This is a genomic window from Pseudonocardia hierapolitana, assembly GCF_007994075.1.
In the GTDB taxonomy this organism is placed as follows: domain Bacteria; phylum Actinomycetota; class Actinomycetes; order Mycobacteriales; family Pseudonocardiaceae; genus Pseudonocardia; species Pseudonocardia hierapolitana.
This window is the reverse complement of record NZ_VIWU01000001.1, coordinates 5,200,895-5,215,414: the sequence shown is the minus strand read 5'-3', so window position 1 is coordinate 5,215,414 and position 14,520 is coordinate 5,200,895. Positions and strand designations below refer to the sequence as shown.

The window sequence follows — 14,520 nt, the reverse complement described above, 5'->3', positions numbered from 1 at the left end:
GCTGCTGAATGGGGAGCTTGATGACCGCCGTCCAGGAACCGTCAACCGCGGTCCGCACCATCACCGTCACGATCGACGGCACGGAAACCACCGTCGCGGACGGCACCACGATCTACGACGCGGCGAAGCAGGTCGGGGTCGACATCCCGGTGCTGTGCCACAACGAGCGGTACGACCCGGTCGGCGTGTGCCGGATGTGCGTGGTCGACACGGGCGGGCGCGCGTTCGCCGCGGCGTGCGTGCGGCCGTGCGAGGACGGGATGCAGGTGCAGACCGCCACACCCGACGTCGAGCGCTCGCGCGCGGTGCTGACCGAGATGTTGATGTCGGACCAGCCCGCACCGGAGGAGGACCGCAAGCACACGACCACGCGGGACAACCTCCTGTTCGACCTCGCCGAGGGCTACGGCGTCGGGCAGGACACGCTGCCCCGCGGGTCGGGGCGCGGCACCGACCTGTCGAACCCGGTGATCGCGGTGGACCACGACGCCTGCATCCTGTGCGACCGCTGCGTGCGGGCGTGCGACGACGTGCAGGGCAACGACGTGATCGGCCGCTCCGGCAAGGGCTACTCCACGCGGATCGCGTTCGACCTGAACGACCCGATGGGCAAGAGCTCGTGCGTCACGTGCGGGGAGTGCGTGCAGGCCTGCCCCACCGGCGCCCTGACCAACAAGCCGATCGGCGGCATCCCGATCCGGCCGCGCGAGGAGCTGGACCAGGTCGAGTCGGTGTGCCCGTACTGCGGTGTGGGGTGCGCGCTCACCTACAACGTCGACCGCGAGCGCGGAGCCATCGTCTTCGCCGAGGGCCGCGACCAGCCGGGTTCGCAGAGCAGGCTGTGCGTGAAGGGCCGCTACGGCTGGGACTACGCCGCCTCGCCCCAGCGGCTCACGGTGCCGCTGATCCGCAAGGACTCCTCGTACCCGAAGGGCGCGCTGTCGGCTGACGTCCGCGGTGACGGGAACGGCTACAACGACCGGGGCCGCGCAGGGGCGGGCGGCGATCGCAGCGGCGGAGGCATGAGGCCGGACGGCCGGCCGGGCAAGGACCGGGGCCGCAAGCCCGGCGGGCTCGTCGACTACGACGAGGTGCTGCCGCACTTCCGCGAGGCCACCTGGGAGGAGGCGCTCGACCTCGTCGCCCGGCGCCTGAAGGAGATCCACGCCGAGGGCGGACCGGGCGCGATCGCAGGCTTCGGGTCGGCGAAGTGCTCCAACGAGGAGGCCTACCTCTTCCAGAAGCTCATCCGCACCGGGTTCGGCACCAACAACGTCGACCACTGCACGCGGCTGTGCCACGCATCGAGCGTGGCGGCGCTGTTCGAAGGGGTCGGTTCCGGCGCGGTCTCCACCACGTACGGCGACGTGATCAACGCCGACGTCGTGATCATCACCGGCTCCAACCCGACCGCCAACCACCCCGTCGCGTCTTCGTTCTTCAAACAGGCCCGCCGCCGCGGCACGAAGATCATCTACGTCGACCCGCGCGCGTCCACCGTCGCCGAGCACGCCGACGTGTTCGTGCAGCTCAAGCCCGGCACCGACGTCGCGTTCTACAACGCGCTGATGCACGAGGTGATCCGGAACGGGAACATCGACCGCGACTTCATCGCCAACCGGACGTCGAACTACGACGCGCTCGCCCGGACGGTGGCGGAGTACCCGCCGGAGCGGGCCGCACAGATCACCGGGGTCGACGCCGACACGATCCGCGAGGTCGCGCGGCTGTGGGGAGAGGCCCGCGCGGGCGTCGTCTACTGGGGGATGGGGATCTCCCAGCACACCACCGGCACCGACAACGCGCGCTGCCTCATCGCGCTGTGCTCGATCACCGGCAATGTCGGGCGGCCCGGAACGGGCCTGCACCCGCTGCGCGGGCAGAACAACGTGCAGGGCGCGTCCGACGCGGGGCTGATCCCGATGTTCTACCCGGACTACCAGGGCGTCGACCGCGAGGCGACGCGCCTGCGGTTCGAGCAGGCGTGGGGCACGCAGCTGGACCCGAATCGGGGGCTGACGGTCACCGAGATCGTCAAGTCGGCGCTGGAGCCCGGCGGTGTGCGCGGCATGTACATGCTGGGCGAGAACCCGTTCCTGTCCGACCCGAACATCAACAAGGTGCGCAAGGCGCTCACCGCGCTCGACTTCCTCGTGGTGCAGGACATCTTCCTCACCGAGACCGCCGAGTTCGCCGACGTGATCCTGCCCGCCACCTCCTACCTGGAGAAGGACGGCACCTACACCAACACCGACCGGCGGGTGCAGCTCGGGCGCAAGGTCCTCGACGCGCCGGGCCAGGCCCGTCCGGACTGGGAGATCGTGCAGGACATCGCGCGGCGCGTCGGGCTCGACTGGCAGTACGAGAGCCCGAGCGACGTGTTCGACGAGATGGTCGAGCTCATGCCGTCGTACGCGAACCTGCGGTGGGACAACCTGGGCGCCTCCGGCAAGCTCTACCCGAACGCCGACCCGGAGCACACCGACGGCACGGTCGTCATGTTCGACGAGCGGTTCAACACCGAGGACGGTCTCGCCCACCTCGTGCCCGCCGAGTGGCTGCCGGCCAAGGAGCTGCCCGACGCCGAGTACCCGATGGTGCTCAACACCGGGCGGCTGCTCGAGCACTGGCACACCGGGTCGATGACGCGGCGGTCGTTCGCGCTCGACGCGATCTCGCCCGTCGCCGAGGTCTACATGCACCCCAAGGACGCCGCCGACCGCGGCCTCGTCCACGGGGAGCGGGCGCGGGTGCGCTCGCGCCGCGGCTCGATCGAGCTCCTGGTGCGGGTGAGCCACCGCGAGCAGCTGGGCAACGTCTTCATCCCGTTCCACTTCCGGGAGGCGGCGGCCAACCTGCTGACGATCGACGAGATCGACCCCTTCGGCAAGATCCCGGAGTTCAAGTTCTGCGCGGTCCAGGTCGAGGCCCTGTGAAGGTTGGGCCCCGGCCCGCGGGCAGGGAGTTCTTCACTGCGCGCACGGTGGCCGAGGCCCTCGCCGGGTTCCGGCCCGCCCGGCGCACCGCGGTGGGGGGCGTGCCGCTCGCCGACGCCCTGCACCGGGTGCCGGCGGGCGCCGTCCCGGCCACGGGGCCGCTGCCCGGCTTCGCCCGCTCCACCGTCGACGGTTACGCGGTGCGCGCCGCCGACACCTACGGTGCGTCCGAGTCCCTGCCCTCCTACCTCGACCTGCTGGGTGCGGTGCGGATGGGCGAGGCGCCGACGGTGGCCGTGCGGCCGGGCGGGGCGGTCGGGATGCCGACCGGCGGCGTCCTGCCCGAGGGTGCCGACGCCGTGGTGATGGTCGAGAACACGGCCGAGACGATGCCCGGCACGATCGAGGTCACCCGGCCGGTCGCGCCGGGCAGCGGGATCGTCCGCGCCGACGAGGACGTCGCGGCGGGCGCGGCGCTCGTCAAGGGCGGGCGACCGCTGCGCGCCCCCGACCTGGGACTACTCGCGGCGGCGGGCGTCACCACGGTGCCGGTGCACGCCCGGCCGCGGGTGGTGATCCTCTCCACCGGCGACGAGGTGGTGCCGCCGGACACGGCGACGCTCCTGCCGGGCCAGGTACGCGACGCGACCGCCCCCGCCCTGGCCGGCCTCGTCCGGGACGCGGGGGGCGAACCGGTGATCGCCGGGATCGTCTCCGACGAGCCGGGCGCACTCCGGGCCCGGCTGCAGGAGGTCCTTCCCGGGGCCGACCTCGTGGTCGTCTCCGCGGGCTCATCGGTGGGCGCCCGCGACGAGACCGCGGGCGCCGTGGCCGCGCTCGGCGACGTCTGGTGCCACGGCCTCGCGATCAAGCCGGGCAAACCGACCCTGCTCGCCGAGTGTTCCGGCGTGCCCGTCGTCGGCCTGCCCGGCAACCCGCTGTCGGCGCTGGTGGTGTTCCGGCTGGTCGGGGTGCCGCTGGTGTGGCGGCTGGCCGGGTGCGCCGCCCCGCCTCCCGAGCCGTCCACCCGCGCCCGCCTCGCCCGCGACCTGCCCTCGGCCGCCGGACGGCTGGACGTCGTCCAGGTCGCACTGCGGGACGGCGAGGCGGAGCCGATCTTCGGCCCATCGGCTCTCCTGTCGGTCCTAACCCGGGCGGACGGCTACCTGGTGGTTCCGGAACCGGCGACGGGCCTGGACGCCGGGACGGAGGTAGAGGTCACCCTCTACCGCTGACGTGTTCCTGCCTTACTGGAACAGGCCCTTCGGATCCCGTTCCGCCGCCAGCTCCGCGCGGCCTGCCACCTCGATCGGCCAGTCCTTCGCGGCCTGCTCGCCGAAGCGGAAGTTCGGCGTGCGGCCCGCCGTCCACGGGGCCACCGCGTCCATCAGTTCGCGGTGCAGGCGGCCGGGCACGTCGGTGCCGTCGACCAGCGAGAGGATCTGCAGGAGGTACGGGGCGTCGCGGTGCGCAACGGCGTCGGGCACGGCGGGCGGGCGGGCCAGTGCACCACCCATGTGTCGCAGTCCCAGCACGCACATCACCGGCGCGTCGGGCCCGGTGATGTCCAGCGCCGCGTCCAGCACGGCCGGGTCGAGCTCGCGCAGCATCGCGTTCGTGCCGGTGTAGGGGTGCGGCTGGTCCGGCTCGTTGAAGATCGTCGCTGCCTGCGTGTACGGCAGCTCGCCGAGCGATCCCGTCGTCGGCACGGCCGCGCGCAGGGGTGCGACGAGCCGTTCCCCCTCCGCCGCCGAGCCGGTCCAGGCGATCCGCACCTGCGCGACGTACCGTCCGCGCAGGTGCTCCGGCACCATCGGCAGGTCGGGGTAGGGCAGCGCGCCGATCGACGAGGTGAGCCCGTCGGGCAGGTCGGCCGTCCACTCCCGGTACGCGCCCAGCAGGGCGCGCACGTGCTCGCCCGCGACGGACAACGCGCCGCCGTAGATGCGGTCGCCCGGCGCGAGCTCGATCTCCATCGCCGTCACGACGCCGAGGCCGTGCCCGGCCCCGCGCAGCACCCGGAACAGCTCCGGGTCCGAATCGGCGGTGACGCGACGCAGCAGGCCGTCGGCGGTGACGAGGTCGATCGTGCGGACCCGGTCGCTCGCCCATCCCAGCTCGCGGGCCAGCACACCGATGCCGCCGCCGAGCGTGTAGCCGACCACACCGGCCTCGGGCGAGGAGCCGCTGGGCGGCACCAGGCCGTGCGCGGCCGCCGCCGTGACCACCTGCGCCCAGCGCGTGCCCGCCTCGACCCGTGCCACGCGGGTCACCGGGTCGATGTGGACCCCGTCCATCCGCCGCGTGCTGATCAGCACGCCGCCCGTGAGCGGCACCGCACGCCCGTGGCCGCTGGTCTCCACCGCGACGGGCAGCCCGTGGTCGGCGGCGTACCGCACCGCGGCCTGCACGTCGTCGGCGGTCTCCGCCCCGACGACGAGGTCCGGCCGGTGCGGGTGGGCGGCCTGGTACCCGGCGAGCTCCCCGTCGAACCCACCGTCCTCGGGCCGGAACACCGGCCCCTTCACGTTCTCGATCCCCTTCATGCAGCCGACGCTACGGACCCTTCCGGACAGGACCTGTCCGGAAATGGTCGCTGCCGACGATCAGCCGCTCGCAGGTCTGGACGAGCACGGCGGCCGCCTTCCGCAGCTCGACCCCGGTGAGCGGGTTGGCCGCGCGACGCTGCCAGCTGGCCAGCTGCTCGGCCGCCGCATGCGCGACCTCCTGCTGCGCCGCATCCGGCGCGAGTCCGAGCCGCGTCCGAGGGTCCGCTCCCGCCGCGCCGAGCAGCCGCTCGACTGCTCGGCGCTCGCTGTCCGGGAGGTCCAGCTCTCCCGCCCGCACCGCGTCCACCACGTCCAGCTCGGTCAGCTCGAACGCCCTGGAACGGATCCGGTCCAGCCGATAGCGCAGCCCGTCGCCACCCACGGGTGGCGGCTCGTGCCGCACCAGGTCCTCCAGGGCGAGCAACACCCCGCGTGACTTGACCGCATCCGCGCGCCGGGTCAGCCGCTCCGCCATGAGCTCGCGCAGCCTGGGCAGCCCGCTGCCCTGCTCGAGCGCGGCAGCGAGCGCCTCCCGGGTCGGGGCTCGCCCGGACCGGATCTCCGTGACGGCGAACCGCACGGCCGCACGCTCGAACGGGACCGGCCGCTCCCGCTCGGGGACATCAGCTGCGGGCACGACGAACGCCGGAGCACCCGCGCCGCGACCGGCCGGGACGGCGCGACGGCCGTCGGCCCGGATCGGGCCCGAGCCGACAGCCGCCACGGGAACGGTCGCCGCCTCGCCCAACGGTTCCGCGATGTCGTCGTCGAAGCCGCCGTCCGCGGACCCGCCCTCCGCCCGGACCTGCAGGATGCGGAACTGCTCGTCGGACAACCGTTCACCCGCCCGCGCGAACGCAGGTGCCACGGGCACGACGACATGGCACAGCTGCCGCACCTCGGGCCCCGCCGCGCACGCGACCGCCACCCGCTGCGCGGCCTCGTCCACCGGCCCGTCGACCAGGAGCGCCCCGATCGCGTGAGCAGAGCGATGCCACGCCGTGCCGAAGGGCTGATCGGGCAGGAGCACGTTGCCGCCGGCGTCACGGCGCAGCAGCACCACGAAAGCATCGGCATGCGGCGCCGGGCGTCCCGCCGGTACCGCGACATCGATCAGCGCAGCATCGCCCGGTGTCCCGTCCGGGCCGAGTGCCGCGAGGGCCTGCCGTAGCGCCACCGACGCCGCGCCGTCGCCCGACACCCCGATCCGCAGCGGCGCGTCGAGTCGCTCTGCGAGCACGCCCACGGCATCGGCGCGTGGGGTGCTGCGGTAGCGGTCTCGTGCCTCCCGGACGGCGTCGCGTACCTGGTCGATGAGGGGATGGGTCGCCTCGGCGGCGACGTCCGGAGCAGCCGGACGGTTCCCGGCGGCCGCCGCGACGGGGGACGGGCCACCGGTCGACGTCGCGGACGGCTGCGGAAGGGGCACCGAGCCGTCCACCGTCGTGCCTTGCCCGGGAGCGGACCGGACGTCGATCCGTCCGCCGACGGTGGAGATCCGGGTGGTGACGTTGCGCAGGCCCCGCCCCGGCGACCCGGTCGCGCGGCTCTGGTCCCAACCCGGACCGTCGTCCTGCACGACGAAGCGCAGGTGGCCGTCCTCGGTGTACAGGCGCACACCGATCGTGGCCCCCTGCGCGTGCTTGCGCGCGTTGTTCACGGCCTCCAGGCAGCTGAAATACACCGCCGACTCCACATCGTGGGAGAACCGGCCGTCCCCGGCCACGCCGCTCGCATCCACCGCGACCGGTGGCTCGCCCCCCGCCAGCTCCTTCTCCAGCGCCCTGAGGAGCCCCAACTCGGCCAGCAGCGGCGCCGACACCCCCATGGCGGTCTCCGCGAGGATCGACTCCGCCACGTCGATCTGATCGCTGACCTGCTCGAGCCGCGCCCGCGCCTTGCCGAACTGGGCCGTGGAGACCTGGTGCTCCACCAGGCCGAGCGCGAGCCGCAGCGACACGAGGTGGTGCTGCGCACCGTCGTGCAGGTCTCGCTCGATGCGCCGCCGCTCCCCGTCCATCTCGGCGACGACGGCACGCCGCGACGCGGCGATCTCACTCGCGTGCGCGAGGGCAGCCCGCAGCTGCCGCTCCAGCTCGATGCCGTACCGGCTCGCCTGCAACACGGCGCCGAGGCTGTCGGCGACGTCCTCCAGCAGGTGCTGCCGCTGCTCCTGCAGACCCGCGACGGCGGCGTAGTCCACCGCGAGCGTGCCGATGGCCTCCGTCCCGTGGCGGACGACCACCTGGACGAGCTCGTCCGGATCGCGCGCCTCCCCCTCGGCCCAGGTGTAGCTGCGGTCGCGCAGCCCGGGCCGGGTGACCGTCAGCCGGCAGGTGGCGGCCCCCAGCCCGCGCCCGACGGCCTCCGCGACGCGCGCCAGGTCCGGGGCGTCGGTCGCGGTGACGCGGGAGAGCGCCGTGACCCCGGCGAGCACGCTGTACGGGGTGGGCCGGGTGCCGAAGAGGAGCCGATCGGTCCACCGTTCGACCCGCACGTAGGCAGGACGCAGCGTCACCGCCGCCAGGACGGTCGCGAGCACGGCGGAGAGGAGCACGCCGTCCTCGAGCAGCAGACCCGCCGTGCTGGTGCGCACCAGGCAGTAGCCGCCTCCGATCAGCGCCGCTGTCAGCCCCGCCGCCAGCCCGCGGCTGAACAGGCGCTCTGCGTTCCACAAACCACCGGGCCGGGTCGCGACGAACACCGCACCCGCGATCGCGATGCTGGCGAGCCGGGAGAACCAGAACAGCAGCGCGGTCGGCTCGCCGCTCGCCTCGGCGGTCGGGTCCGCCAGGAGGAGCAAGCTGCCCCAGCCGGTCGTCCACATCAGGATCGTGATCACGGCGAGGACGATCGCGATGGCGGATGCGACCGCGACCACGCTGAACAGCAGTCGCGCCTGCGTGCGCGCCGTCGCCGTCGGGGCGGTCCTGATCTGACTGGGCAGGACCATGACACCGACGACCGGCCCGAGGAACCCGAAGAACAGCACGCAGCTCACGATGGGCGACAGCAGTACGGAGCCGAACCCGGCCAGCAGCAGCGCTCCGGCACCGGCCAGTACCAGTGCGGTGCGGGCCGACCGGACGGCGCCGGGCTCGCGCTCGGGCGGGAAGACCAGCAACGCGAGGACGTAGGCCGCAACCGCGATCGCCGGGAGCAACTCCTGGTGGAACAGGCCGATCTGCAGGCCCGTCGCCACGTCGACCACCATGACCACGGCAATCGCCTGCACGTTGAAGGCCCCGGCCGACGCGACCATCGCGAGCAGCAGCAGCCGGCTCGACCAGCTCTTGTCCCTGCCGGCGACCAACACACCCGCGGCGACGAGCGCGAGCACGCTGAGGCCGTAGTCGAGGACACCCTGCAGACCGAGCCAGCCGATCAGCGGTTCCCGGGACGCCGCCCACCCGACCGCGCCGGCGGCGAGCGACAGCAGTGACAGCACGGCGCAGGCGACCACGAGCGCCCAGAAGGCGGCGACGGCGAGGACACGGCGCGCGACGGCGGTCATGGTGTCCTCAGCTCATCGCCGACACTGCTGTCGACGACCGGCTCGAGCCGGTCGGGCAGGCGGATGCACAGCTCGACCGAGCCTCCCGCCGCCTCGGTCGTCATGGTGTCCGCCGTGATCGTGAAGTCACCGCCGAGCGCCGTGAGCCGCTCGCGCTCGTCGGCGAGAGCGCCGCGGAGGGCCTCCGGGCTCTTGGTCGCGGCCGGGTCCTCGATGCGCACCATGACCGTGCCGTCCGCGCGGTCGAGGTGCACGTGCAGCTCACCGTCACCCGCGCCACCCGCGAGAGCGGCCAGAGCCGCCGTGACGACGTAGTAGACCCCCGATTCGATCTCGTAGTCCAGGCGACCGCCGAGGCCGCCGGTCAACCGCACCGGCCGGGCCAGGTCGGCCGCGACGTCGTCGAGGGCCGCCGCGGGCCCCTGGTCGCGCAGCACGGCCGGGTAGACGCCGCGGGCGATCAGGCGGAACCGGTCGAGGAGCTCGTCGAGCGCGACCCGGGCCCGTGTGAGCGCACGCTGCACCGACTCCGCGTCCTCGGGGGTGTGGCAGAGCTCGGCACCGGCGGCCGCGACGTCGCTGCGCAGGGCAGCCAGCCGGACGCTCGTCGCGTTGCCCAGCTCCATGACCAGCCGCCTGCGCTCCACCTCCCGCGCCCGCGCGAGGCGTTGCCGCGATGCCTGCAGCTCCTGGGCGAGGTCGTCGGCGCGGCGCACCCGCTCCGCGAGCTCGGCGTTGAGCGCCACGCCGCGCAGCAGCAGCGCGGCACCGTTGGCGACGTCCCGGACGAGCTCCTTGTCGCCGGGGGTGATGGGCGCGCCGGGCTTGGTGATCGTGAGCGCCGCGCGTAGGACCGTGCCGTCCAGCACGGGGACGACGTGGTCGACTTCCGGTCGAGCGAGCAGCACCGCCAGGTTCTCCACGGCATCGGCCCGGTTCTCGGAGCCCGGCGACGGGTGCTCCGCCGCTCCCACCAGCCGGTCGCCGACGGCGAGCCACACGACCGCCCTGGTGGCGCCGGTGCCGTCGGCGAGCACCTGCGCGAGCCCCGGCAGCGCCTGCTCCAGCGCTCCCGCCCGGATGCGCGCCGCGGCCGCCGCGAGCGACGAGTACGGCGTGACCTCGCGGTGGTGGGTGAGTCGTTCGACGACGCGATCGATCCGCGGCTGGACGGCCCCGAGCCCGAGCGCGGCGAGAACGACGGCCACGAACGGCATCAGGATCTCGAGCGGGCCGGGCCCGAGCACTCGGCCCGACCATTCGACCACGACGACGAGCACGACAATCACGCCGCAGGCGACGAGCAACGCCCGCAGCGACCGCGCCACGATCGTCCGATTCATGGTGCTCCCGATCCACGCCTGATCGGGTCCGGGTCCAGCTTCGTCACGCTATGCGCCACGGCGACGCAGGCCAATCGGGCGGACGGGCGAGGGGAAGCCATCGATGGTCGTCAGTCGCCGTCGCGCTGGGAGCGCAGGTAGGTGAGCACAGCCAGCACCCTGCGGTGGTGCTCAGTGGTGTCGGCGTGCAGGTTCAGCTTCCCGAAGATGTTGGCGATGTGCTTCTCGACCGCCTTCGGCGTGACGAAGAGCTGCCCGGCGATGCCGTTGTTCGACCGGCCTTCCGCCATGAGACGCAGCACGTCGAGCTCGCGCTCGGACAGCGTGGAGATGACCCCCTTCCGCTCCCCGCGCGGACGCTCCACCAGCCGCCTGGCGAGCACCGGCTCGATGACGATCTCACCGCTGCTGATCCGCGCGAGCGTGTCGCTGAGGACGTCAACGCTCCCGACCTTCTCCTTGAGGCGGTAGCCGATGGCCTCCGTCCCGATCTGCAGGATGCGCATCAGGTAGTGCGACTCGGCGTAGTGGGACAGGAACAGCAGCCCCATGTCCGGGTGCGCGGCACGCAGGCGTTCCGCCGTGACCAGGCCGCCGTCCGGCTCGGGCGGCATGCGGATGTCGAGGATGGCGATGTCCGCCGGTTCCTCGGCCAGGAGCTTGACGAGGGAGTCGCCGTCGGCGGTGCTGCCCACGACCTCGTGCCCCGCCGCCTCCAGGAGCATGAGCAGGCCCTCGCGGAAGAGAGCTCCGTCCTCGGCAAGCGCTACTCGCATGGGATCCTCACAGTGATAGTGCCGAAGTGCGGTCCGCCCGCCACGTCGATCGCACCGTCCAGGCGCCGGACGGCCCCCAGCATCGCGTCGGCGTGGCGCACCTCGACGCCGACGACGTCCACGGCGAGCGTGTGGTCCTCCCGCCGCACGACGACGTCGAGAGTGGCTGTGCCGGCCGGAAGGGCCTCCAGGCACCCGACCACGGCGAAGTAGGCGGCGCCCTCGGCCGCGGGTCCGAACCGGTCATCGGGGGCGTCCACCCGCACCGGCACGTCCATCCGGTCGGCCGCCTCACGCAGGGCCGGCCCGAGGCCTGCCTCGTCGAGCAGCGGGGGGTAGATCTTGCTGGAGACGTCCCGCAGTTCCTGCAGCACGGCGTGCAGCTCGTTCTGGAAGTCGTCGATGTGAGCATGGAGGTCGCATTCGGCCTTCGCGGCACGATGGCGCAGCAGCCCGAGCTGCAGCGTGAGCGCGGAGATCCGCAGTGCTGCGCCGTCGTGCAACTGCCGTTCCACGCTGCGGCGCATCCACCACTGCTCACGTTCGGCGCGGAGTCGGGCCTCCCTCGTGGGGGCGGAGAGTCGGGTGACGGGTTCGGGGGACGGCGCCGGGGGGCGCGGCGATTCAGGAGACGGGCCCTGCTCGGAGGCGGTGCGGGGAGCGTCGCCGGCGCGCTGCGCTGGCTCGAGCATCATGCAGTCATCGTCCGGCGACGCCATGTATCAGTGAATGGGGTGCACCCCACCTCGGGTAGGGCTGTCCCCCTTGTTCGCCCAGGATCCGGCCAGAACGGTAATAGCAGGCCCCCGGGCGGCGACGGGGCACACGAGCCGTTCTCGGGAGGAGACGTGGGCTATCACCTCGGAGTGGACCTCGGAACGACGTTCGTCGCGGCCGCGCTGGCCAGCGACACCGGAGTCGAGATGTTCACCCTCGGCGACCGCTCGGTGGTGACACCCGCCGTGGTGTACCTGCGCGAGGACGGCGCCCTCGTCTCCGGCGACGCCGCCGCCCGCCGGGCGGTCAGCAGCCCGGACCGGATCGGACGCGAGTTCAAGCGCCGCCTCGGCGACCCGACGCCGGTGATGCTCGGGGGCACGCCGTACGCGGTCACCGTGCTGCTCGGCACCCTGCTCCACGACGTCCTCACCCGGGTCACCGAGACCGAGGGCATCAAGCCGGACAGCGTGGTTCTCACTCATCCGGCCAACTGGGGGCCGTTCCGGAGGGAACTGTTCGACGAGGTCCCCCACATCGCGGGGCTCACGGCACCACGGATGGTCACCGAGCCGGAGGCCGCGGCTGCCCACTACGCCGCGTCCCGCCAGCTGTCCGACGGCGAGATCATCGCCGTGTACGACCTGGGCGGGGGCACCTTCGACGCCACCGTACTGCGCAAGCACGCCGGCGGCATCGAGATCCTCGGCGTTCCCGAGGGGATCGAGCGCCTCGGCGGCGTCGACTTCGACGAATCGATCCTCTCCCACGTCAACTACGTGGCCGGCGGTGCGCTCAGCGAGCTCGACATGAGCGACCCGCAGACCGCCGTCGCGCTGGCCCGGCTGAACCAGGACTGCGTGCTGGCCAAGGAAGCGCTCTCGATCGACACCGAGACGACGATCCCGGTGTTCCTTCCCAACCGACATTTCGACGTGCGGCTGACGAGGGCCGAGTTCGAGGACATGATCCGCGCCCCCGTCGAGTCCACGATCGGCACGCTCGTTCGCACGCTGCGCTCGGCCCAGGTCGAGCCGAGCCAGCTCTCCGCCGTGCTGCTGGTCGGCGGATCGTCACGGATCCCACTCGTGTCGCGAATGATCTCCGAGGAGCTCGGCCGTCCGACGGTGGTCGACGCACACCCGAAGTACGCCGTTGCCCTGGGTGCCGCCGGCCTCGCGCGCGTCGGCGGGGGCACGGTGCGCGGCGATGGGGCCGGTGGGGCCCCGACCACGCCGGTCGGCGAGTTCCCGAAGGCCGTTCCCGCTGATGCGCCGGCCGGCGCATCAGCGGGAGGTCACGGCGCACCTGCGGTCCCGCAGGAACGCGACGAGGGCGGTGGGCTCGCGGCAACGCGCATGACACCGCCCCCCGTGGCCGGGACGGGCGCTCCACCGCACCAGGCGGCGCCCGCCGGGCACCCGGGATCCGATCGTCCACGATCGGGCGCTCCCGACGTGACGCAAGGCCGACCGGGGTTCGGACCACCCCCCGGTCCACCGCCGCCACCCCCTCTGGGCGGCAGCCGGAGCGGCCGGAACCGCGTTCTGCTCGTCGTGGCAGCGGTGATCGCACTGCTCGCCGTGGTCGGCGGGATCGGTTACGTCGCGGTCGATCAGTTCCGGGCCGACGAGCAGCCGCCCACCGCGCAACCGGCACCTCCGGCGGCTGTGCCGGAGCCTCCGGCAGCCGCGCCCGGGCCACCGGCAGCAGCGCCGTCACCCGCCGCCGCTCCGGCGTCGAGCGTGCCGGTGCCGTCGCTGGGCCCCACGGTTCCGGCCGGAGCCACCTCCGGATTCGTCGTCGTCTCGCCCAACGGGCGGCAGGCCTACATCGCGAACCGCGCTGCCGGTGTCGTCACGGTCGTCGACACCGCGGTGAACCGGGTGACGGCCACGATCCCGGTGGCGGCGGGCCCGCCGCAGTTCCTGTCGTTCGCACCGAACGGCAGGACCATCTACGTCAGCATCTGGAACGACGCCCGCACGATCGCCGCCGTCGGTGTGCTCGACACCACCACCAACTCGATGGTCGCCACGATCCCCGTGCGCACCAGGCCGTACCTCGCCGCCGTCACTTGCGACGGGAAGTCGCTGTACGTGCCCAACCACGACTCGGGCACGGTCTCCGTCATCGACACCGCGACCAACACCGTCACGACCGAGATCACGGTGGCCCCCAACCCGCACTGGATCGAGTTCTCGACCGACGGCACGCGCGGCTACATCGCGAACCACGAGTCCAACGTGGTGTCGGTGCTCGACATGTCGAACAACACCGTGATCGCCGAGGTACCCGTGGACACCAGCCCGCACAGCGTGGCGGTGCATCCGACGCGACCGCTCGTGGCCAACGTCAACTACGACTCCAGCACCGTCACGATGATCGACACGGGCACCGAGCAGGTCGTGGCGAGGATCCCGGTGGGGAAGAAGCCCCAGGACATCACCTGGGCACCGGACGGCCGGTTCGCCTACACCGCCAACGTCGAGGACAACTCGGTGTCGGTGATCAACGTCGACACGATGACCGTGACCGCCACCATCCCGACCGGGGCATCGCCCACGTCCGTCGCGGTGCACCCGGACGGCACCACCGGCTACGTCACGAACCTCGAGGACGGCACGCTCACCCTGCTGAACCTCGCCGGCTGAGCCGGGTGGGGTTGACCCCACCCGAGAATGG

The 14,520-nt window shown here is 72.9% G+C and carries 8 protein-coding genes; 3 read left to right on the top strand and 5 right to left on the bottom strand.

All coding sequences use genetic code 11. From position 1 onward, the window contains the following. Nucleotides 1–20 precede the first annotated feature (20 nt). Both fdhF and FHX44_RS24765 read left to right on the top strand, forming a co-directional pair. Complete coding sequence (gene fdhF / locus FHX44_RS24770) at nucleotides 21–2,936, top strand: formate dehydrogenase subunit alpha (RefSeq protein WP_147257984.1); 2,916 nt, start codon at nucleotides 21–23, stop codon at nucleotides 2,934–2,936. Beyond that, nucleotides 2,933–4,171, top strand: coding sequence for a molybdopterin molybdotransferase MoeA (locus FHX44_RS24765; RefSeq protein WP_147257983.1), 1,239 nt, complete (start codon nucleotides 2,933–2,935; stop codon nucleotides 4,169–4,171). Before fdhF ends, FHX44_RS24765 begins: the two co-directional genes overlap by 4 nt. A gap of 12 nt (nucleotides 4,172–4,183) precedes the next feature. Here FHX44_RS24765 and FHX44_RS24760 read toward each other — a convergent pair whose 3' ends face one another. The 5 genes from FHX44_RS24760 to FHX44_RS24740 all read right to left on the bottom strand — a co-directional run bounded on the left by FHX44_RS24760 (nucleotide 4,184) and on the right by FHX44_RS24740 (nucleotide 11,645). Beyond that, entirely contained in the window at nucleotides 4,184–5,482 is a 1,299-nt protein-coding gene (locus FHX44_RS24760) for an FAD-binding oxidoreductase (protein ID WP_147257982.1), read from the bottom strand. Between the two features lie 10 nt (nucleotides 5,483–5,492). Further along, the gene (locus tag FHX44_RS24755; protein WP_147257981.1) at nucleotides 5,493–8,999 is read right to left on the bottom strand and encodes an ATP-binding protein; all 3,507 of its coding nucleotides are present in this window, start codon (nucleotides 8,997–8,999) and stop codon (nucleotides 5,493–5,495) included. Next, nucleotides 8,996–10,342 (bottom strand): hypothetical protein, encoded by a 1,347-nt coding sequence (locus FHX44_RS24750; protein WP_147257980.1) that lies wholly within the window; start codon nucleotides 10,340–10,342, stop codon nucleotides 8,996–8,998. Before FHX44_RS24750 ends, FHX44_RS24755 begins: the two co-directional genes overlap by 4 nt. 110 nt (nucleotides 10,343–10,452) lie before the next feature. Further along, nucleotides 10,453–11,118, bottom strand: coding sequence for a response regulator transcription factor (locus FHX44_RS24745; RefSeq protein WP_147257979.1), 666 nt, complete (start codon nucleotides 11,116–11,118; stop codon nucleotides 10,453–10,455). Beyond that, a complete protein-coding gene (locus FHX44_RS24740) occupies nucleotides 11,109–11,645 on the bottom strand; it encodes a sensor histidine kinase (RefSeq protein WP_170309031.1) in 537 nt (178 codons plus the stop codon). Before FHX44_RS24740 ends, FHX44_RS24745 begins: the two co-directional genes overlap by 10 nt. A gap of 339 nt (nucleotides 11,646–11,984) precedes the next feature. Here FHX44_RS24740 and FHX44_RS24735 point away from each other — a divergent pair, with 339 nt between their 5' ends. Then, entirely contained in the window at nucleotides 11,985–14,489 is a 2,505-nt protein-coding gene (locus FHX44_RS24735) for an Hsp70 family protein (RefSeq protein WP_246170566.1), read from the top strand. Nucleotides 14,490–14,520: the final 31 nt, after the last annotated feature.

Bases quoted from the DNA above. Each gene is read 5' to 3' on its own strand.
- FHX44_RS24760 (WP_147257982.1), bottom strand. From the start codon at position 5,482: ATGAAGGGGATCGAGAACGTGAAGGGGCCGGTGTTCCGGCCCGAGGAC.
- FHX44_RS24740 (WP_170309031.1), bottom strand. From the start codon at position 11,645: ATGCGCCGCAGCGTGGAACGGCAGTTGCACGACGGCGCAGCACTGCGG.
- FHX44_RS24745 (WP_147257979.1), bottom strand. From the start codon at position 11,118: ATGCGAGTAGCGCTTGCCGAGGACGGAGCTCTCTTCCGCGAGGGCCTG.
- FHX44_RS24750 (WP_147257980.1), bottom strand. From the start codon at position 10,342: ATGAATCGGACGATCGTGGCGCGGTCGCTGCGGGCGTTGCTCGTCGCC.
- fdhF (WP_147257984.1), top strand. From the start codon at position 21: ATGACCGCCGTCCAGGAACCGTCAACCGCGGTCCGCACCATCACCGTC.
- FHX44_RS24755 (WP_147257981.1), bottom strand. From the start codon at position 8,999: ATGACCGCCGTCGCGCGCCGTGTCCTCGCCGTCGCCGCCTTCTGGGCG.